General features: G+C 41.2%; 19 protein-coding genes and 1 pseudogene. 11 read left to right on the top strand and 9 right to left on the bottom strand.

Going from position 1 to position 19596, the window contains the following annotated elements; genetic code table 11:
• The first annotated feature begins 27 nt into the window (after window positions 1-27).
• Complete coding sequence (locus ACN0V2_RS05700) at window positions 28-276, top strand: hypothetical protein (protein WP_417549827.1); 249 nt, start codon at window positions 28-30, stop codon at window positions 274-276.
• A gap of 165 nt (window positions 277-441) precedes the next feature.
• Here ACN0V2_RS05700 and ACN0V2_RS05705 read toward each other — a convergent pair whose 3' ends face one another.
• The 3 genes from ACN0V2_RS05705 to ACN0V2_RS05715 are packed head-to-tail and all read right to left on the bottom strand — an operon-like array spanning window position 442 to window position 1801.
• Window positions 442-906 carry a hypothetical protein gene (locus ACN0V2_RS05705; protein ID WP_417549828.1) on the bottom strand — a complete coding sequence of 155 codons (465 nt, stop codon included), beginning with the start codon at window positions 904-906 and terminating at the stop codon, window positions 442-444.
• Between the two features lie 34 nt (window positions 907-940).
• The gene (locus ACN0V2_RS05710) at window positions 941-1297 is read right to left on the bottom strand and encodes a hypothetical protein (RefSeq protein ID WP_417549829.1); all 357 of its coding nucleotides are present in this window, start codon (window positions 1295-1297) and stop codon (window positions 941-943) included.
• Window positions 1298-1336: 39 nt separating this feature from the next.
• Window positions 1337-1801, bottom strand: a complete 465-nt coding sequence (locus ACN0V2_RS05715) for a hemerythrin domain-containing protein (protein ID WP_417549830.1) — start codon at window positions 1799-1801, stop codon at window positions 1337-1339.
• 459 nt (window positions 1802-2260) lie between these two features.
• On the opposite strand from ACN0V2_RS05715, the gene ACN0V2_RS05720 reads away from it, so the two are divergent.
• From ACN0V2_RS05720 to fae, 3 genes are all read left to right on the top strand, one after another.
• Window positions 2261-2548, top strand: a complete 288-nt coding sequence (locus ACN0V2_RS05720) for a hypothetical protein (RefSeq protein ID WP_417549831.1) — start codon at window positions 2261-2263, stop codon at window positions 2546-2548.
• A 417-nt stretch (window positions 2549-2965) separates the two neighbouring features.
• Entirely contained in the window at window positions 2966-3874 is a 909-nt protein-coding gene (locus ACN0V2_RS05725) for a neutral zinc metallopeptidase (protein WP_417549832.1), read from the top strand.
• Window positions 3875-4124: 250 nt separating this feature from the next.
• Window positions 4125-4676 carry a formaldehyde-activating enzyme gene (gene fae, locus ACN0V2_RS05730; protein WP_417549833.1) on the top strand — a complete coding sequence of 184 codons (552 nt, stop codon included), beginning with the start codon at window positions 4125-4127 and terminating at the stop codon, window positions 4674-4676.
• A gap of 81 nt (window positions 4677-4757) precedes the next feature.
• Here fae and dacB read toward each other — a convergent pair whose 3' ends face one another.
• Window positions 4758-6164: a D-alanyl-D-alanine carboxypeptidase/D-alanyl-D-alanine-endopeptidase gene (gene dacB / locus ACN0V2_RS05735; protein ID WP_417549834.1), complete on the bottom strand. Its 1407-nt coding sequence runs from the start codon at window positions 6162-6164 to the stop codon at window positions 4758-4760.
• 121 nt (window positions 6165-6285) lie between these two features.
• Complete coding sequence (locus ACN0V2_RS05740; protein ID WP_417549835.1) at window positions 6286-6657, bottom strand: DUF4870 family protein; 372 nt, start codon at window positions 6655-6657, stop codon at window positions 6286-6288.
• 804 nt (window positions 6658-7461) lie between these two features.
• On the opposite strand from ACN0V2_RS05740, the gene gnd reads away from it, so the two are divergent.
• The gene (gene gnd, locus ACN0V2_RS05745; protein WP_417549836.1) at window positions 7462-8922 is read left to right on the top strand and encodes a decarboxylating NADP(+)-dependent phosphogluconate dehydrogenase; all 1461 of its coding nucleotides are present in this window, start codon (window positions 7462-7464) and stop codon (window positions 8920-8922) included.
• A gap of 77 nt (window positions 8923-8999) precedes the next feature.
• Here the strand turns inward: gnd and ACN0V2_RS05750 are convergent, their stop codons facing one another.
• Together ACN0V2_RS05750 and ACN0V2_RS05755 are read right to left on the bottom strand one after the other, a co-directional pair.
• Window positions 9000-9677, bottom strand: a complete 678-nt coding sequence (locus ACN0V2_RS05750; protein WP_417549837.1) for a response regulator — start codon at window positions 9675-9677, stop codon at window positions 9000-9002.
• Between the two features lie 8 nt (window positions 9678-9685).
• The gene (locus ACN0V2_RS05755) at window positions 9686-11182 is read right to left on the bottom strand and encodes a DUF4118 domain-containing protein (RefSeq protein WP_417549838.1); all 1497 of its coding nucleotides are present in this window, start codon (window positions 11180-11182) and stop codon (window positions 9686-9688) included.
• Window positions 11183-11426: 244 nt separating this feature from the next.
• On the opposite strand from ACN0V2_RS05755, the gene ACN0V2_RS05760 reads away from it, so the two are divergent.
• The 3 genes from ACN0V2_RS05760 (at window position 11427) to ACN0V2_RS05770 (ending at window position 14846) form a co-directional block, all read left to right on the top strand.
• Window positions 11427-12872 (top strand): TrkH family potassium uptake protein, encoded by a 1446-nt coding sequence (locus ACN0V2_RS05760; protein WP_417549839.1) that lies wholly within the window; start codon window positions 11427-11429, stop codon window positions 12870-12872.
• A 15-nt stretch (window positions 12873-12887) separates the two neighbouring features.
• On the top strand, window positions 12888-14261 hold the full coding sequence (gene trkA, locus ACN0V2_RS05765) for a Trk system potassium transporter TrkA (protein WP_417549840.1): 1374 nt from the start codon (window positions 12888-12890) through the stop codon (window positions 14259-14261).
• Window positions 14262-14390: 129 nt separating this feature from the next.
• Window positions 14391-14846: a hypothetical protein gene (locus ACN0V2_RS05770; protein WP_417549841.1), complete on the top strand. Its 456-nt coding sequence runs from the start codon at window positions 14391-14393 to the stop codon at window positions 14844-14846.
• Window positions 14847-14856: 10 nt separating this feature from the next.
• Here the strand turns inward: ACN0V2_RS05770 and ACN0V2_RS05775 are convergent, their stop codons facing one another.
• Both ACN0V2_RS05775 and ACN0V2_RS05780 read right to left on the bottom strand, forming a co-directional pair.
• Window positions 14857-15576 carry an SDR family NAD(P)-dependent oxidoreductase gene (locus ACN0V2_RS05775; protein WP_417549842.1) on the bottom strand — a complete coding sequence of 240 codons (720 nt, stop codon included), beginning with the start codon at window positions 15574-15576 and terminating at the stop codon, window positions 14857-14859.
• A gap of 111 nt (window positions 15577-15687) precedes the next feature.
• Window positions 15688-16413 carry a dienelactone hydrolase family protein gene (locus tag ACN0V2_RS05780; protein WP_417549844.1) on the bottom strand — a complete coding sequence of 242 codons (726 nt, stop codon included), beginning with the start codon at window positions 16411-16413 and terminating at the stop codon, window positions 15688-15690.
• 337 nt (window positions 16414-16750) lie between these two features.
• Here ACN0V2_RS05780 and ACN0V2_RS05785 point away from each other — a divergent pair, with 337 nt between their 5' ends.
• The 3 genes and pseudogenes from ACN0V2_RS05785 to ACN0V2_RS05795 form a co-directional block, all read left to right on the top strand.
• Window positions 16751-17401, top strand: a complete 651-nt coding sequence (locus ACN0V2_RS05785) for a hypothetical protein (RefSeq protein WP_417549845.1) — start codon at window positions 16751-16753, stop codon at window positions 17399-17401.
• A gap of 34 nt (window positions 17402-17435) precedes the next feature.
• Entirely contained in the window at window positions 17436-18629 is a 1194-nt protein-coding gene (locus ACN0V2_RS05790) for a hypothetical protein (RefSeq protein ID WP_417549846.1), read from the top strand.
• Window positions 18630-18684: 55 nt separating this feature from the next.
• Window positions 18685-19596, top strand: a pseudogene (locus ACN0V2_RS05795) (hypothetical protein); the annotation flags it as partial.

Below are 19596 nucleotides of genomic sequence, written 5' to 3' on the forward strand. Positions count from 1 at the left end.
ATGCCGATATCCAATAAGGAGAATGAAATGTTAAAACAACTATTTCTTTCAACCGCATTAGCTGCAGCATTTGCTGCTACCCCTGCTCTGGCAGATGATCATGGAAAAGACAAAAATCAAGGTGATACTAAAACCTATGACAATGTCGATAGAGACGATAAATCTGTGACGCCAGATAAAGAAGCGTATGACAAAAACAAATCAGAAGATGGTAATGCCAAGCATCCAGCACATGAAATGGGTGAAGGTGATCCAGCAAGAGAGCAAGGACAATAAAACTGATTTAATAATGTAGCTTGAGTAGTTATGAAACGTAGCGTTTTTCAAGGATGAAGAAGCTTCAGGTCGATTTCTCAGTGTCGGCTTGAAGCTTAATAAGGATAGCACGCTACGTTTTCATTTTTTTCAAAAGACCATATTTTTATTTTTTAACAGCCAAATTCAAATTAGAGCTTTTTTTAGCATCTGACACGCACTACGTCCTTCACTGAGTACAATGATATTTTTATGAATGCACGCATCACTCCAGCCAAATACATTATCGGGTGCTGCATGTTTAGAAAAAAATTCCAAATCAACTGCAATGGTATCGGCGAATTGATATAGCTCAATGCGTTCACTTTGCCATTCACCCACCCATCCCGTCTTGGCATTATCGATTAATGTTTGCCGCTGATAACGCTTATCAAATCCAGCTGCTTCAATATCTGATAGAGATATCAAGGGCTCCTCATAAGAGATTTTGTAAAGTACCATGAGCGCAGCGACGACTGATATTACAAAAATCACGTTAATTAAATAATGAGTGGTGGTAACTCCTGGATTTTTGCTATAACACTGTAAGCAAGTCTTGGCTGTTTTAGCGACTGGATATTCACACCTTTTGCATTTAACAAGTTTTGCCATTGTTAATTCCTTTTATTATTAGTTTTAGGTCGAATTAGCTGGCGAGTTTTCGATAGTTATCCAATATCCAGTGAACTCTTTCACAAGCCTGAATATATTCAACAATCATTGAAGTAGGAGGGGATTGAATCCCCTCAATACTCAGTTTGGTGTATTGCAGGCTGTGAATAAGATTTCCTAGCCTTGGATCTAATACAGTGATACTTCCCATATCAATTTTGCCTAACAAAATGGATTGGCTATTCGCTTTATTAGGGTAGGTTGAAAGGTCTTGAATTTCCTTTTCTAATACATCCCAAGCTTTACGCATGGAATAGATTGGAAAAACAGTAGCTTCTTTTTTTAGGGCGGCCCATTCCATTTGTGCTTTTCCTGCATGAATAATATTCATAAAGAATGCTCTGACTGATTGGTTCAACTCGTGATGAAATTAAGACTTACTAAGCTGTTGTTTACGTTCAGTAAGTTTTTCACCCAACACCAAAAGATCAACATTGCTCTTTTTCAGCAATGGAAACATTTCGTCTTCCTCTTCTTTCACGTGATGATCAATGTATTCAGAAAGTACTTTCACTTTGGCATCAAATAATTCTGCATCAGCTTCCATCTGCTGAATTTCTTCAATCAAGACCTTGGCACTGTCATGTTCAACTTTTGCTTCATTAACCAGGTCTTTCGAATCAGCTAATTTTTCTCGAAAAGCGGGGTAGATGATTTCTTCTTCCAGCTGAGTGTGTAAGGTAAGATCAGCACAAATTTTATTTGCCAGTTTTTTCTTACCGACATAAGCCTTTGGGCCTAATTCTTCATATTGAGAGAATGCTTGTTTTACTTCTTTGTGGTCCTTTTTCAGTAACGTTATGGCATCTTGATATTTCACTTTTGAGTCAGTCATTTTTGTATTCCTAATTCATTATGAGAGTGCTTACCTAAGGCATGTTGCAAGTTGTGTACCCTTAACTACAAACCAGTGGTCAAGTCTTACTGGACTAGATATAAGGCATCGTTTTTTGAAAAATAAATACATAAAAGAAAAGGAAATATGGGTAAAAATTACTAGTAGTAAGAGAAAAATTTATAGGTAAAGTGTTTCACAATCAGCATTCTCTTTAATTATCTCTTTCGAACAGCCCCGAAATCACAAATCTAAACTGCTGGCATAAGGATTGCTCTAAGCTATTAATCAAAGTAATGGTTAGATTTATTTTGGGAATCAATTCAAAGTGAATCTAAAGAGTAGATGAGAAATATCCAGCTAGAGGCTTAACCAGATCTAAATAATCGTTATAACTGGTATCAAATCCATGCCTTTGCAAAAAGACTACAACCGACACAACAAATATTGGGGATTATCATGATTAAACATTTTTTACTGGTCATCACAGTTGTTACAAGTTTTATTGCTTTGCCTGCCTTGGCAGATAAGCTAGATAAAGATCAACAAGTGGATCCGGAATGGAGCGAAAACCCTTATGGCGAAGAGGAAGGTAATGATGCCGATAATCCAGAATCAACCGGAGAGATTAATCGTAAAAAAGATGATGACGATCTAAATGATGTCGAGCCAGACGAAATTGACCTAGAAAGTGATCCAAGCGGATTAGATGAAGCTACAGAGCAGGGTATTGGTCAACAATATTAATTAAAGTCAGTTAAAAATTGAGACAGAGACAGTGTTTCATTATTAAAAACCCAACAGATAACGAGTTTGTTGGGTTTTTTTTGAGCTAATGGATTTTAGAGCCGGCTTCTGCCTCCTTTTGAGCTTGTCTCCAAGGCTTGCCATCACAAAAAGCATAGTTTTTACAATCGTGAGTGCACCCTCTGCAAGGCAATCGTTTGCTTTCGATGAGATTTTTTACCGGTGCTGCTGATTTATTGTTGCTCATCATGGATACTCTTTAAATAATATGACATGCAAAATACCTATCTTCGGGTGAATACAGCGTGAAATAGAAGTAAAAGAGGCATGGTTTTATTTCAGCTTAAAAGCTTTAAATGGGATTATGCTGTTCACCAGATAGACGTGTTTATCCATCAATATTTCAAGGAATACATTATGCGTTGGAAAGGGCGGCCAAAAAGCAGCAATATCGAAGACCGTAGATCAATGCGAACTTCTGGAGTGGGAGGCCTTGCAGGTGGTGGCTTAAGGTTGTTACCAATGGTATTTCGTTTTCTTGGCTTTAAAGGGACTTTGCTATTAATTGTCGGGGTCTTGGCTTATGGCCTTTTTACTGGGACTCTCGGCAATATGCTGTATGTTCTTGGTCTTGGTGGAAGTCCATCCAGCAGCGTTTCGACAACGTCGTTAAATGAGTCTCCAGAAGAAAAAGAGTTAGTTGAATTTGTCTCGGTGGTCTTGGCTGACACTGAACAGACCTGGAGTAATATCTTTAACGAAAATGGAGAAAGCTATCAGGAACCGCGTTTAGTCTTGTTTCGTGGAGTTGTCCGTTCTGCTTGTGGAACAGCCCAATCGGCTATTGGACCTTTTTATTGTCCTAGTGATCAACAAATTTATTTGGACCTCGACTTTTTTGATCAGCTTAGCAATCGTTTCAAAGCGCCCGGTGACTTTGCCCAGGCATATGTAATTGCTCATGAGGTGGGGCATCATATTCAAACGTTGATGGGGATTTCTGGCAAAGTTCATGCGGCTCGCAGCAAGTTAAGTGAAATTGAAGCCAATCAACTTTCCGTAAAACAAGAACTTCAAGCTGATTGTTTTGCCGGTATTTGGGCCAACCATGCCAATGATCAAAGGCAGTTATTAGAAACCGGTGATATCGACGAAGGCTTGCGAGCGGCTAGTGCGATAGGGGATGATACTTTGCAAAAACAGTCACAAGGCTATGTAAGTCCAGACTCCTTTACTCACGGCAGTTCAGATCAGCGAATGCAGTGGTTTACTACGGGGTTTGAGACTGGAGATATTGCTCGTTGTAATACGTTTGCAAATGACTAAAGTGATTCATGTAATCGAATAACAGTTCTAAGTTGTAAAATATTAAACATAAAATGACCTCCATTAATGTTGAAGGAATAGAAATAAATAATCTACCGGCCTAGTTGATTATTGCGTAAGTTGGGTCTGCTTAACGCAAAAGTTGTCAGTTAAATTATGGGCAATTACACCTTTTGGATTATTGCTTGCGGGCACTGATACCATCAACATAGAATGGCACGTTTTTTTCTTATAATTATCGGAGTTATTTATGACAGAACCAGTTTGGTTTAGAACCGCTGAAGCCACCGTATTTGCCAGTGAAGATCAAGGCACGGATGCAATGCCAGAAATTTTAATCGGCAGCACCAAAGGTCCTGCTGGTCAGGCATTTGCAAATCTGATGGGGCAAACCGAAGGTCATACACGTATGTTTGCTATTCGTGCGACCAATCAACAAGTTAAACCTGCCACCATGATTGTGCCTAAAGTCACTATTAAATCAGGAAGTTATGTGGCGTTGTTTGGTGGACCTGTCCAGTCAGCAGTTGCTGATGCGGTATTGGATAGTGTGATTGAAGGCGTTATACCTAAAGAACATGCTGATGATTTATGTATTGTGGCGATGATTTGGATTTCACCAGATGCCGCAGCCAACCCAGATGTTGATCGTAAAGACTTATACCGCACCAACTATGAAGCGATGAAACTGGCGATTAAACGGGCTATGTCTGGTTCACCGACAATTGATGAGCTAATTGCCAACCGCAACACGATCCATCATGAAATGTATGATCCTGAAACAGGTGAGTCTGCTTGGTAAGTTAAACCTGCTTTTAATAAAAAACCCTCTTTGTGCAAGCAAAGAGGGTTTTTTTATAGCAAAAATCTGCCGGATAAATTTTTAATTGGTGTTATATAACATTTCATAGAAACCGCGTTCAAAGTCTCTTAACGGTTTACGAGCAATATTACGGTTATCACTTTCTGGATGATAATTAGAAAGTAATTGTACGAAATACAATGGTTTACCTGACTTTGTGACGATTTTTCCTGCCAGGTTATACACGCCATAAATAGAACCCGTTTTAGCAGTTACTTTGCCAGTTAAAGGCGCATTGACCAAACTGCTACGATATTGAAGAGTGCCAGATTGACCTGAAACAGGCAGCGTTTCGATTAATCCAAGTTCTTTATGGCCGAAAATATACTGCACAATCTGTATTAACTGTTTTGCTGTCACGCGATTATTTCGTGATAAACCTGAACCATCCATAATGACGGCACGTGATAAATCAATATTGGCTTTTTCCTTCAAGACAGCTTTGACAGCTGCGGCACCATTCTCATAACTACCAGCTTGTTTGAAATAAACACGTCCAACTGTTTTAAATAGGTTATCGGCGATCAGGTTGTCAGAGCGTTTCATCATAATATCGATGAGTTTCATAACCGGTTCAGATTGATGCAATGCTATAACCGTACCAGCAGCCTTATCATTTCGAATAATTTTGCCATTTAAACGGATACCGGCGCGATCCAATTCTTCCTGCAAAATCTTACTCAAATACAGGGTGGTATTTTGAACTGCTAAATGAAAGTTTACTGGCAAGCGATGCGAGCCAACACAGCCATTCAGTGAATATTGATTACGATTATCGGTGGCAAGCTTGAGATCACAGTCAATACTTTGGTTTTCTATACCTTCTCGTATAATGATGTCGTCGGCACTAATATCGATATATGGAGAGCCACTAGCTTTCAAGGCTTTTACCGGAGCAGGTGTGGTGCCTTCGATTTTTCCATATACACAATTGCCATTCATAGTGATGCTGCTTGATGGCGCGCTGTAACAGACGCCCATCACGTCCCAAGTTACACCCACCGCACGTTCAGAGGTATCAAATGCACCACCATTTAAATAGAGATTCCCTTGAATAGTAGTTTGCTTGAGTTTGAGTTTTTCAATCAATGCACGCAAGTGAGTGCGAGTAAAAGTGGGATCCCCACTAAAATTAATGATGACATCCCGATCAGTCGTTTCGACAGTGGTTTCGAAACGAAAATCGCTATCCAGAACTAAGCGTGCCGCCAAACCGGTAATGATTTTTTGTAAGCTAGCCGGTTGTTGAAATTGTTCGGCGCGCTCTGAATAAAGCTCTTTACCGTTAGCCGCATCCAGCACATATAAAGCAATATCAGCTCCTTCTGGTGTCGGGTTACCGTTCAGTTTGGGGTTGGTGAAAACTTGTGTAGCATGAGATGAAACACTAGTAAAAAGCAGCAGTGCGATAGTGAGATATTTGGTCATACAATCCAGTAGTACGTGTGTTTAGAGTAGAAAGACTGCAAAGCCTAACATGAATAATGGCAATTGATTTAAAACAAAATGCCATTGCTAGAATTCAACCCATGCCCCAAAGCATTTTTTATTACTGGTCCGCGTACATGGGTTTATTGTCGGCAACATTAATCCAGCCTTTGGCGATTCGATAAATTACCCAAATTGCATTTGCCAGCAGAATAAATACGCCAATAACAATAGCGCTTAACAAAGCACCCACTAAACCCCATAACAAGCAAAACCAAAAGGTGCGGATTTGCCAACGAAAATGGGATTCCAACCAAGTACCACGCACATCATCACGTTTGATGTAATTGATGATGACGGCAACTAAAAAGGTCAAACCAACAACAAATGATGCCGCTTGCAAAGCATAAATAACGATGGTCAATGTTTTAGCTTGATCCGGGCTGTGATTAGTTTGTGGTTCTGGGTTTGGAATGATATTGGGTTCAGACATATTAAGTCCTCGGTAATCTAGCTCGCAAAGCATAAATCCTTTGCGAGCAGATACCAAAGAAATTATAAAAAAGTGGGGAATTTAATGTTGTCAGCGTTTTGCTGCTGAAACATTCACTAAGGAGTTTAGTGTGGAGTGGAGTCCGAACAGTGGGAACATTCATTAATTAGATGGGCCTGATTATAAAACTTTCTCCTGGCAACATGAATTGCTGTTTTACAGTCTGGTAAATCACCTAAATCAATTCGTTCAATCATTGGGGGTAAATTGGGGCATGATTCTGGGCATACATGGTGAACATCACACCCTTTATTCGGTAGGTTAGGATTTGAATCTAGATAATAACTTGCCATATTGATATCTCCCTGATCTTTACTTTGTCATTGTTGCAGTTAAACCAATTTTGAATTAACGGGTAAGTAACGTGCTTATTTTTACACCTCCAACCTAACAATCATTAAATGAATTATTCCTGTTTTGACGGGAAGTATTACCTATGTTTTTCTAAGGAAAATGGAAATAACAACTAATTACAACAACCTGCAAACATTCCTATTGCGCTTTTGTTTGACAATAAGTGAATCAAAATAAGCTGTTCTGCACAAAAAATGTTAACTGCATCACATTTTTGCGCTCAATTATTAGAAGATTATCAATAAATGTTCGCTAAACAAAGTTTTTAAATGTGGTTGTTTATCGGTTTTAACGATTGTTTTTTCATAAATTAGCCGTTTTACAGATTGTTTTTATGTCGGTAACTTACCTACGAGACAAAACAACAAACATTATTAAGGTTTTAATCATATGAATATAGCCACGCAAATCGCTGATATTGGTGTCGTAGGACTTGCTGTAATGGGCCAGAATCTGGCTTTAAATATTAACGATAAAGGGTTCAAAGTTGCAGTTTACAATCGAACAGTCAGTAAAGTTGATGAGTTTATGCAAGGGCCTGCAAAAGAATCGCAAATTATTGCCTGCCATGATTTGAAAACGTTTACCGAATCACTGCAAAAACCCCGAAGAGTGATGCTGATGGTCAAAGCCGGTGATGTTGTCGACAGCTTTATCCAACAGCTTTTACCCTATTTAGAGAAAGGCGACATCATTATAGATGGTGGCAATTCTTTATTTAATGATAGCGATCGTCGTACTCAGGAATTACATCAACAAGGCATTTTGTTCATCGGTAGTGGTGTATCTGGTGGAGAAGAAGGTGCACGCCATGGACCATCTTTAATGCCTGGAGGTAACAAGGCTGCCTGGCCTGCAATAAAAGATATATTCCAGTCCATTTCTGCACAAGTTGATGGTGAACCCTGTTGTGATTGGGTAGGAAATGATGGGGCAGGTCATTATGTAAAGATGGTGCATAACGGTATTGAATATGGCGATATGCAACTGATCTGTGAAGCTTATCAGATGATGCGAGAAGGTATGAGGTTGTCAGGTGATGAAATTCAACTGGTATTTGCTGAATGGAATGAAGGTGTTTTAGATTCCTACTTAATCGAAATTACACGTGACATTCTAAGCGTTAAAGAACCGGATGGCAGTTTATTGATCGACCATATCCTGGACACAGCTGGACAAAAAGGCACGGGCAAATGGACCGGAATGAATGCTTTAGACTTGGGCACACCCTTAACGTTAATTGGGGAAGCAGTCTTTGCCCGCTGTTTGTCGGCTCTTAAGGATGAAAGAGTGACTGCTTCAAAGGTGTTACCTGCTGAAGCCGTTCCTTTTACTGGCGACAAACGGGAAATGATTGATGCGATTAGAGATGCATTATATGCCTCCAAAATCATTTCCTATGCTCAAGGCTACATGCTGATGCGTGAAGCAGCGGCAACCTATGGTTGGGAACTGAATTACGGCGGCATTGCAATGATGTGGCGGGGCGGTTGTATTATTCGCAGCCAGTTTTTATCGAAAATTCGAGATGCATTTGAACGTAATCCAAACCTGCAAAACCTGTTATTGGATGAGTTCTTTATTGAAGCCATCAGCGAAGCTTTACCTGGCTGGAGAAAAGCCGTTGTTAAAGCCATCGAGATTGGGGTGCCGGCACCCACATTTAGCAGTGCCTTGTCATTTTATGATGGCTATCGCAGTAAACGATTACCAGCCAACCTGTTACAGGCGCAACGGGACTACTTTGGCGCGCATACCTACGAGCGTCTGGATAAACCTAGGGGAGAGTATTTCCATACTAATTGGACTGGGCGTGGTGGGGATATTTCAGCTAGTAATTATGATGTCTAAATTATTTCGTGCTGTATCAATACGACCTCCGGTCGTATTGATACAGGCGAGATTTAATGCGGGATAAACTATCAAATTTAAAATTTAAAGCGGTAACCCACACCTTGAACGGTTTCAATAAACCTTGGTTTTACCGGCTCTTCGTTTAGTTTATGCCTAAGTTGACGCACCAAAACACGCAGATAATGCGTTTCATCCACAAAGCTTTCACCCCAGATGGCTTGAGTTAAATAGCGATGCGTCACAATATGTCCGGGTTGCTCGGTAAGCAAGCGAAGCAGCTCAAATTCTTTACGTGATAAATGAATCAACTGCTCATCCAGTTTTACTTGGTATTCTGCTAAATCGATAAACAGTCCATTTAATTCACGTTTACTGTTAGAAAAAACCGGGTTGTCATTTATTCTCAGTAAGCCTCTTACACGAGCCGTTAACTCACTAATGCCAAAAGGTTTAGTGACGTAATCATTGGCGCCAGCATCTAATGCTTGCACTTTTTCTTCTTCGCTGGAACGTACTGATAACACGATAATCGGAACCTGCGACCATTTACGCAGGGCTTTGATCACTTCCTGGCCATCCATATCCGGCAAACCTAAATCAAGAATAACTAAATCAATCTGCTGCTCGACCAGCATGGCCAACCCTTGTTCACCGAGTCTAGCTTCAAGAACCTGATATTGATGCGCTTCAAGACTGATTCTTAAAAACTTCTTAATCTGGGCTTCGTCTTCAATGAGTAATATGTTGGCCATATTGATATTTAATTGAGTTTAGAATTTAAAGGTGTGTTTGGCAGCATGATTCGCATCAGCGTGCCCTGACCCGAGGGATTGTCCAACGCCATCACTTGACCATCATGGGCTTCGATCATGCCACGACAAATGGCCAACCCCATGCCTGTGCCTTGAGTGTTGGCTTCATGCCGATCGCCGTGAGCGAGACTATAAAACATATTAAATACGTTCTCTTTTTCCGATTCAGCGATGCCCGGGCCATTATCCATGATATCTAACGTTATCCAATCTTCATCATGATGAACATTTAAATTGATGGTTAACGCACTCGTATGATGTTGGATGGCATTATCCAGCAGATTAAAAATGGCTTGTTCGATAAGTAATCCCTGTACATAGAGCATAGGGGTATCTTCGGCTAATTCGAGTTTTAGCTCGACATTATCCAGTTGATGACCTAATCGAATTATTGCGCCATTAACCAGATCATCCATATCCATCCATTCCCGATGCAGGTTCAGCTTTCCTTGGCTTAATCGTGTCATATCCAACAGATTTTGAATGTGACGATCTAATCGGTGCGCTTCATCCTCAATAGTTTGCAGCAACATCTGTTGGTCATCAGCCGATAGCTGTTGAGAATATTCTCGTAGCGATGAACTTGCACCAATAATAGAAGAAAGTGGCGTTCGCAAATCGTGGGAAACAGAAGAGAGTAATGTAACTCTTAATTGCTCCGTTTCAGCCGTTAACTTCGTGTGTGCCAATTCAGCGACCAAATTGGTTCGTTGTAAAACGACGGCGGTAAGCTGACAGAACGTTTTTATTGCAGCGATTTGTTTGTCATTAATACGCTCATTAATAGCAACTAAACCTAATTGCTTTGCATCCCAGCGCAATGGGAAAAATAACCAGCCTTTGTGCCAAAACTCTGCCTCCAATGCTTTAGCAAAAATGTGCTTAAACACCTCTACACCAGGATGCCCACTGGAAACCTCAGTTGAGTGCAGTATCAATTGTGAATTTTGTTGAGTGGCTATCACTACACGGCCATCGTTATTCAAAACTCGATGTAAAGCCTGTCCTAAAATTTCGATAGTCGATTCAGTGTCGGTGGCCGACGATAACGTTTGGCTAAACTCATAGAAATGCGATAGCCGGTTTAACGCCACGTCTTGTTTCGCTAGAGCTTCGCGCATTTGCGTGGCTAAATGCGCGGTCATCAAAGCCACCATAAGAAACAGCAGCAAAGTAGCTACATCGGCCTTATGCAGCATATTAAAACTGTAATAGGGTTCAGTGAAAAAATAATTGAAGCTCAAAAAACTCAGTAGACTGCTTAATAATGCTGGGCCAAAACTGGTTTTAGACGAGATTAGCAATACACCGGCAAGAAAAAACAACAACAAACTGGTATAGGGCACAAAAAGATTGAGCACTTGTGCAAATAGCACTATGACCGTAATCAATCCGATTGCCAGCAGATAATGTTTGGTAGAGGAGTGGGGATGTATAAAACGCATAGCAACGTCGCTTCTAGTGGTTAATTTTAACGTTAGTTTTAACAAGAATTCGTTATTAAAAAAGTAAAATTTTTATAAAAATTTTATCTTTTTTTTAGCTGACTATCCGATCATCGTCACGAATAATCTTTACACGATAAATGATTTGGATGGATAAATTGATGCCGTGTTTTGATTATGCGTTTAACAAAAATAAAACACCGGGTATTTATCAGCTGGCAGATTTGAATGGAGTAGCTGAATAATGCATTGGCGTGCCATTTTTCGGTTATTTGGCCTGCTGCTAATGTTTTACAGCCTAAGCTTTCTGCCATCTTTAATTGTGTCGTTACTTTACGCTGATGGACAATGGCTTACTTTTATTGGCTCAACGTTAACAGTATTTTTGTTAGGTTTTGTGTTGTGGTTGGGCAATTTTTATCAACGCCAAGAGTTGTCGGTTCGAGATGGTTTCTTGGTGGTGACATTATTCTGGTTTCTACTAGGCTTAGTAGGCGCTTTACCGTTCTATCTTAGTTTGCATCTTAATTTCACCGATGCTGTGTTTGAATCAATTTCCGGTTTTACTACAACTGGCGCAACGGTAATAGTTGGCCTAGATCAATTGCCGCAATCTATTCTCTATCATCGGCAACAAATTCAATGGCTAGGCGGTATGGGCATTATCGTTTTGGCCGTCGCGATTTTGCCTTTATTAGGTGTCGGTGGGATGCAGTTATATCGCGCTGAAACCTCAGGTGTGGCTAAAAATGAAAAATTAACCCCACGTATCGCTGAAACCGCACGCTCATTGTGGCTTATTTATGTGTTGCTCACGGCCTGTTGTGCATTGGCCTACTGGTTTGCAGGCATGAGTTTATTTGATGCTGTCGGACATGCCTTTACTACAGTGGCAACGGGGGGCTTTTCTACTCATGATGACAGTATTGGTTATTTTGACAGTCCACTTATAGAGGCTATTGCCATCCTGTTTATGTTGGCGGGTGGAGTCAATTTTGCTGTGCATTTTTTAGTGTTGAGACGCAAATTAATGACGCCTTATGCCGAAGATCCAGAAGTTCGTACCTTTGGTTTGTTATTTGTTTTTGCCAGTATTTTTATCGCGGTCAGTCTGTATTTTTCAGGTGCTTATGCGGGAGGTTGGGAAGCGTTTCGTTATGCGGCTTTTCAAGTAGCTTCCATTATGACCAGCACCGGGTTTGGCACAGCTGTTTTTGCAGAATGGCCATTACATATCCCATTAATTCTGGTGATTTTGTCATTCATTGGTGGATGTGCTGGCTCAACGTCGGGCGGTATTAAAGTCATGCGGATCATGTTGCTGGCCAAACTGGGTTTACGACAACTTGAGTTGTTGATTCATCCTCGTTGTGTATCAGTGGTTAAGCTTGGCAAAAGGCCAATATCTGAAACCGTACTGTTTTCTATTTGGGGTTTTTATGTGCTTTATATTGTCACAGCCTTAGTGCTTACTGTGGCGATGATGGGAGCTGGTTTAGATTTGGTATCAGCATTTGGAGCGGTGGTCGCCACCATTAATTTACTGGGGCCGGGATTGGGCGAAGTGGCGGCTAATTTTGCTACGGTGGATGCCACGGTGAAATGGTTGGGTATATTTGCCATGCTGGTCGGCCGCCTGGAAGTATTCACCTTATTGATCTTATTTCTCCCAGCCTATTGGCGTAATTAACGAGGGTTTTAGCAGATGAAAATAATTATTCTAGGCGCGGGACAAGTGGGTGGTTCTACGGCTGAAAGTTTGGTTAATGAAGGTAATGATGTCACAGTCATTGATCAAAACCCTGCATTGCTGGAACGGCTACAAGAGCATCTGGATATTCGCACAGTGGTGGGACATGCCGCTCATCCAAGTACATTGTTAAAGGCTGGTATTAAAGATACCGATATGCTCATAGCGGTAACACATAATGATGAAATCAATATGATTGCCTGTCAGATTGCCAGCTCGTTATTTAATACACCGAAAAAACTGGCGCGTATTCGGGCCACGGATTATCTAGACTATCCTGCCTTGTTTGCTCTTGATGCTGTGCCAATTGATGTCATTATCAGCCCCGAACAATTAGTCACTAACTACATTACCCATCTAATAGAACAACCTGAAGTTTTGCAGGTTTTGACTTTTTTCGGTGATCGCGCGCGATTAGTCGCTGTAAAAGTCGATGCTGAAAGCATAATGGACGGTAAAGCCATACATGATCTGTTGGATATATTACCTAGAGTACAAATGCGTATCGCCGCCATCTTTCGGGATGAGCGCGCGGTGCCACTTGGAGGGAAAATTACTCTTCAAGCAGATGACGAAGTGTTTTTTCTGGCTGAAAAACATCAAATCAGTGAGTTGGTAAAAGTTTTCAAAAGAGATTACCAACCGTATAAGCGTATTTTTATTGCTGGTGGCGGACAGATTGGTAAACAGCTAGCACAGCGGTTGGAAAAGTCGCATAACGTCAAAATTATTGAACATAATGAAACTCGTGCCCGAGTAATTGCTGAAGATCTGCATCATAGTCTGGTGTTGCACGGCGATGTGGGTGATGCCAATCTGCTTAAAGAAGAAAATATCCATAAAACCGATGTATTTTGTGCCGTTACCAACGATGACGAAGCTAATATTCTTTCAGCGATGCTAGCGAAGCGTTTAGGGGCTCGCAAAACATTTTCCATCATCAGTAAAGCCAGCCATGTAGAACTAGTCGAAGGCACCAGCATTGATATTGCTGTATCGCCAGCACAAATCACCATTGGCACTTTGTTAACGCATATTCGCCGAGGTGATGTCATCACGGTGCATTCATTAAGACAGGGAGCCGCAGAAGCTATTGAGATTGTGGCTCATGGTGATAAACAGACCTCTAAAGTGGTCGGCCGAACTTTGGCAGAATTGAAACTGCCCAAAAGTGCTACTGTCGGGGCAATTTTACGTAAAGAACAGATTTTGTTTGCCGAAAAAAATATCGAGATTGAAAGTGGTGATCATTTAGTTATCTTTTTAACTGATCAGCATGATGTAGATGAAGTGGAAAAAATGTTTCAAGTTGGATTTGAGTTTTTGTAATCAGGTTTTTATAAAACGTCAATACAAACAATTTATACGAAAGGTTGATACCCATTATTGTGTATAGCTTGTGTGGAAGTACTTCGCTGTGATAACAAGGAACTATGAAATACAAAGGAGCTGAAGTCTATGAGCAAAGAAATAGAACAAAGCATGATTATTCTGGCGCGTCATCGTTTGAAATGGTTGAGAGTAGCGTTAGCGGGAAGGGATGCTGATCTAAATCTAGTGCAAAACACCTTTCATCAATTGACTGGACTAACTAGCTTACGATTTGTGCAGGATAATGGGTTAAGTGCTGCGACAGCAAAGGAGCTGGGCATTATTGATAATTTGGCAATTCTCAATGTGCAGCAGCAACATCCTGAAGTTTTAGAAAAATTTTCCAATGAGTCACAAAAACTGTCTAAATATCTTGATATGCCAGCAAGAGATTTACTCGACTTGCTCTTTAAAGATGGAGAGCGATTTCAGAACCAGGAAGCTATTTCCGTCGCCATGCATCGAGGCCTGATTAGCGATATTCATCACGAGAAGGAGGCATACGCCCGATTGGATGCGCGTGAACAGAAACAAGATGCGTAAAGAGGCCTAATCACCATTTTATGGATTTACCTTGCCAGTCAACAAACGATAATTCACCATCAGCAGGCAAGTTTTTTAATATTTCAAACAGCCTGTCGGCGACAAAGCTTGGACTAAATAACTGGTCTTCGGGCACGTTGGCACTATAGGGGCGGGAAAGCGGGGTATCAGTCGTTCCGGGGTGAAAGGCAATCAACTTCACCTGTTTGGCACGTCGCGCATATTCAATAGCCGTTGTTTTTAACAACATATTTAACGCCGCTTTACTGGCCCGATAACTGTACCAACCACCCATATGATTGTCTTTGATGCTGCCCACTCTGGCGCTGAAGATAGTTAATTGACAGTTCGCGGATTGCTTTAGAACGGGTAACAAATGTTTCAACCAAAGCACTGGCGTTATGGTATTGATATTGAGGATGTGATTGATAGAATCTGCAGAGAGTTCTTCCAGACGCTTTTCGGGTTTTACATCACCATCATGTAAAACACCATGACAAATAAACACTTTTTCAAAATTACGTTGTTCATCATAAAATTGCATGGCCAGTTTGTTCATGCTGGGCTCGTCATATTCAGACTGGTGCCAGATAACGCCTGCAAATTTATCAGGTCGTGGGCCACGACTAATCACCACAATATTTTCAGGGGGCAAATAGGTCAGTAATTTTTCAATGATAGCTTGAGCGATCTGCCCACTGCCACCAATAACCAAAGCGGATGTTTTCATAAGACAAGTATCCGCTTGTTGATGTGAATTATCTGTATGTAATTTTCGATGATTGAAATTGAAACTTTTTTAAACTCGATCCCACGCCCCGGAATGGGAACGTAAGTGATTTTAGTGCAATTTTTCATCCAGAAACGTTAACAAGCGCTGCCACGATTTATGATCAGCATCTGCATCGTAATGCGGATTATCGGCTTTGGTAAAAGAGTGTTGGGCGCCGCCATATACAATCATTTCATTGGGTGCGCCATCCTTATCCATAGCGGCACTCAACATGACAAACTCTTGCATTGAAATATTGGCATCAGCTGAACCATGTTGCACCAGAATTTCAGCTTGAACGTCTTTATAATTTTGATCGTCAGGGGTGCCTAAACCGCCATGAATGGCTACAAACCCCTTCATTGGCAAACCAGAACGTGCCATTTCCAGCACTGCCGTTCCGCCCAGACAATATCCCATCATGACAGCATTCTCGGTGGTTGCGCCGAGCTGTTTAGCTTTAACAATACCGCCGTTTATCAAGTCTCGCATACGCTGACGATCACGATACAATTCACCGGTATGATGTTTTCTATCGGCTATAGCGACGGGTCGAACACCTGCACCATAAATATCCACGGCAAATACGGCATAACCTGCTTCATAAAGCATATTGGCACGTTTGATTTCATATTCGGTTACACCATCCCAGTCATGAATAAGGATGACTAAAGGCGCTGCATCACCAGGCGTAACAAAATACCCCTCAAACTGTTCGTTATTTACCTCGTAGTGAACCGACTGTGCCATCACCTGAAAGCTAAACAGCCAAACTGCAATACCAACCCATTTCATGTTTTTCCCCGACATAAAAAATGCTGCTTACCCTAACAGAAGCAGAGAGTCATAACGCTGGGAGTAATTCCTGATTTTGAATTTTTCTACATAGATGTGCTGTCAAAGCATTTACTGTTGATTAGTTGTTCAGCTTCCATCCATAAATGCATTTAACTGCTATGATTGAAAACGACTGGTAGTCGAGAATTTCATTAATAAACCGTTACACCATTCAGTCATCTGGGAATCAGTGAAAACTTATCACTGTCATACACTGACAAAAGTTTTACCAAAGGTTATTTAACAATAAAGCTTTGGTTATTCTTAATAATGTTAATGGATTAAAAATATTCATATGCAAACACCCAACTCCATGCATCCTAATTTGTTGAAATTATTCTCGCTGAATAAATTGGCAATTATGGTATTGTCCACGCTCTTTTTTGTCAGTATACAAGCCGATGCTGATGAATCGACTGAGGCAACAGTGGATTGTGGAAAGGCTGATATTCGCTACAGTGATAGCCCGGAATTGACTCGAGCAGAACGATTAGCGTTAATGGAAAAAGCTTTTTTTGATTCGGTTAACCGATTCGAATCATGCCAATTGACTGATCCAAATAGTAGCTCTGCTGATAGTAGCACTAGCAATGATAGTGGTGCTCAAGGTGGAGGTCAGAGTCAGGGTGGTAATAGCGGAAATAACTCGGTAGCGAGTCAGGAAATGCAAGGAACAGAGCCAGAAAGTGTCGAGTCACAGTCTTCCCAGGCAGCTACTGATTCTTATGACGGTTCCTATGATCAGGATGAGAGTGGAACAAGCGTTCCATCAGGCGGTGGTTCACAAAATGGTGCGATCCCAGAAGACATTCCGTCAGCAAATAATGACGATGCTATTGCCTCACAAATCAGGCTTGCTGCAGAAGCTGAACAAGATCCAGAAATTAAAAAGAAACTCTGGAATGAATATCGCAAATATAAGGGGATGAACGTTGTTGAAGATTGAAAATTTTAGAACACCGTCTAAGTTCCTGATTTACATGATCGTCCTGACACATGTGCTGACAGGTTGTGCAACTACGTCATCTTCATCAGGTAATTTAAAAACTGGGCCACAACTCGCATCCGCCCAAGTACAAAACAAAGAAATACCTTATCAGGGCGTTAAATTGGACGTTATTATTCCGGTTTTTTCACCAGGCCTTTCAGCCACAGCTGCTGAATACGAAGAAGAGGGCATTTGGCCGGAATTAAGACGGGCTGAAGCGAATAGATTTGCTTACAAACTTAAAACGGCTTTAGATGAAAGTGGCAAGTTTGGTGCCGTAAGAGTAGCGCCGAACAGCACGGCATCCGGGGATTTATTTGCCGTTGGCGAAATCATTGAATCGAATGGCCAGGAGGTTGAATTTCGCCTAAATGTGGTTGATGCCAGTGGTAAGCAGTGGTTAAACGACACCATTGAACATGAGGTTGGTGAAGGCTTTTACAAAAATCCACGTAATGAGGGCAAGGATCCTTACGATCCGGCATTTGATAAAGCGGCGCAAGCAATTATCGAAGCCTTGCTTAAACAAAAGCAAAGCGAATTGGCGCAATTGCAAAATATCAATGATCTTCGCTTCGCGGCCAGTTTCAATGAACAGGCCTTTATGGAACATCTTGATACCAGTGGCAAGCAAATCAAACTGGTGAGCATGCCTAGCGATGCTGATCCGATGTTTGAGCGCGTCAAATCCGTTCAGGTTCGTGAGCAGTTATTTGTTGATAACCTGCAACAGAATTACAGTGCTTTTTCGCAGCAAATGGATTCCAGTTATCTTGCTTGGCAGGAAGCCAGTGCCACTGAAATGCAACTACGTAAAGAAGCCAAAACCAAAAGTATCTGGAAAATGATTGGCGGGGCGGTGTTAATCGGTGCTGCTGTTGCTGCCGCAACGTCAGGCAGTTCTAACGATCCACGCTTTGGCCGAGATCTCGCTACGGTTGCTGGTGGTATTGGTGGTGCAGTGCTGATTACCAGTGGTTTTAAATCACGTGAAGAAGCTAAGTTTCATCAAGAAGCGTTAAACGAATTAGGTGAATCCGTTAATCTTGAAATGGCGCCTCAAGTGATGACTTATGAAGAAGAATCCGTTCAATTAACTGGTGATATTGAAGAACAGTTCAAACAATGGCGAGCTTTTCTTAATCGCATGTATCAATTAGAAGCGACCCCTGATGTTCAATTGTAAAAACATTTTGTTTTACAGTGCTGCTTCTAAAACTGTCAGGAAATAGTTCAACAATATGATCACGCAGAAAATCGCTGAGGCTAAGCTCGCTAAACGAAAATTATTTTACAAGACGCTGCTCATTATTGTGTTGTTAAGCGTGGTTTGTTTGGCCTTGATGCTTTGGGCTTCAGCGCCCAAAACAATTTCTACTGAAACTGAGACAGAGTCGTCACCACAAGTTGATGAAATTGCTACGCCGATTGAGAGTTCTCAGGATAGTGAAACGCTGCGTCAGGCCTATCTTGAAGCCTATGCCCATTTCGAAAATACAGTTAAACCTGAGTTAGATAAGATTGATCTGCAGAAGTGGGATAAACCCCTTGCCGATCGCCTAATTAATGCTGAAAAAGAAGCTGTTAAACAATTTGGTGAAGCGAAATATGCACAGGCAAAAGCTACCTTAGACCAGCTTATTCAACTGGCTGAAACTGCCATCACCGAAAGTCAGAATCAATTTGCGGCCGCGATGCAAGATGCAGTGCAGGCTTTTGATAACAACCAATATGAGCAAGCTAAGTCAGCGATTTCCAAAGCACAGATGTTGGATGCTAGTTCTAACGAGGCTTCTGCTTTAGCAGAAAGAATTGAGCAATTACCGGAGATTGCTTCGTTAGTTGAACAAATTGAAGTCGCTAAAGTAGAAAATAATCCACAGACTGAGCTGAATTTAATCAACAAATTATTAACGCTAACGCCCGAAAGAGAAGCACTGAAGCAACGCGCTCAGCAATTGCAAACTGCACTTAATAATCAGAAATTTCAATCTCTTATCGCTCAATCGTATACTGCGGTTGAAGAGGGACGTATTGAAGCGGCCAAATCAGCATTAAGTCAGGCACGAAATATTTACTCAAATCGAACCGAAATTAGCGATGTAAATACCGCGATACAACAATATGAAAAGAACCAGCGAGTACAGTCTTAT

The sequence above is a fragment of the Methylophaga sp. genome, assembly GCF_048266885.1.
Lineage (GTDB): Bacteria > Pseudomonadota > Gammaproteobacteria > Nitrosococcales > Methylophagaceae > Methylophaga.

Bases quoted from the DNA above. Each gene is read 5' to 3' on its own strand.
- ACN0V2_RS05700 (WP_417549827.1), top strand. From the start codon at position 28: ATGTTAAAACAACTATTTCTTTCAACCGCATTAGCTGCAGCATTTGCT.
- ACN0V2_RS05705 (WP_417549828.1), bottom strand. From the start codon at position 906: ATGGCAAAACTTGTTAAATGCAAAAGGTGTGAATATCCAGTCGCTAAA.
- ACN0V2_RS05710 (WP_417549829.1), bottom strand. From the start codon at position 1,297: ATGAATATTATTCATGCAGGAAAAGCACAAATGGAATGGGCCGCCCTA.
- ACN0V2_RS05715 (WP_417549830.1), bottom strand. From the start codon at position 1,801: ATGACTGACTCAAAAGTGAAATATCAAGATGCCATAACGTTACTGAAA.
- ACN0V2_RS05720 (WP_417549831.1), top strand. From the start codon at position 2,261: ATGATTAAACATTTTTTACTGGTCATCACAGTTGTTACAAGTTTTATT.
- ACN0V2_RS05725 (WP_417549832.1), top strand. From the start codon at position 2,966: ATGCGTTGGAAAGGGCGGCCAAAAAGCAGCAATATCGAAGACCGTAGA.
- fae (WP_417549833.1), top strand. From the start codon at position 4,125: ATGACAGAACCAGTTTGGTTTAGAACCGCTGAAGCCACCGTATTTGCC.
- dacB (WP_417549834.1), bottom strand. From the start codon at position 6,164: ATGACCAAATATCTCACTATCGCACTGCTGCTTTTTACTAGTGTTTCA.
- ACN0V2_RS05740 (WP_417549835.1), bottom strand. From the start codon at position 6,657: ATGTCTGAACCCAATATCATTCCAAACCCAGAACCACAAACTAATCAC.
- gnd (WP_417549836.1), top strand. From the start codon at position 7,462: ATGAATATAGCCACGCAAATCGCTGATATTGGTGTCGTAGGACTTGCT.
- ACN0V2_RS05750 (WP_417549837.1), bottom strand. From the start codon at position 9,677: ATGGCCAACATATTACTCATTGAAGACGAAGCCCAGATTAAGAAGTTT.
- ACN0V2_RS05755 (WP_417549838.1), bottom strand. From the start codon at position 11,182: ATGCGTTTTATACATCCCCACTCCTCTACCAAACATTATCTGCTGGCA.
- ACN0V2_RS05760 (WP_417549839.1), top strand. From the start codon at position 11,427: ATGCATTGGCGTGCCATTTTTCGGTTATTTGGCCTGCTGCTAATGTTT.
- trkA (WP_417549840.1), top strand. From the start codon at position 12,888: ATGAAAATAATTATTCTAGGCGCGGGACAAGTGGGTGGTTCTACGGCT.
- ACN0V2_RS05770 (WP_417549841.1), top strand. From the start codon at position 14,391: ATGAGCAAAGAAATAGAACAAAGCATGATTATTCTGGCGCGTCATCGT.
- ACN0V2_RS05775 (WP_417549842.1), bottom strand. From the start codon at position 15,576: ATGAAAACATCCGCTTTGGTTATTGGTGGCAGTGGGCAGATCGCTCAA.
- ACN0V2_RS05780 (WP_417549844.1), bottom strand. From the start codon at position 16,413: ATGAAATGGGTTGGTATTGCAGTTTGGCTGTTTAGCTTTCAGGTGATG.
- ACN0V2_RS05785 (WP_417549845.1), top strand. From the start codon at position 16,751: ATGCAAACACCCAACTCCATGCATCCTAATTTGTTGAAATTATTCTCG.
- ACN0V2_RS05790 (WP_417549846.1), top strand. From the start codon at position 17,436: ATGATCGTCCTGACACATGTGCTGACAGGTTGTGCAACTACGTCATCT.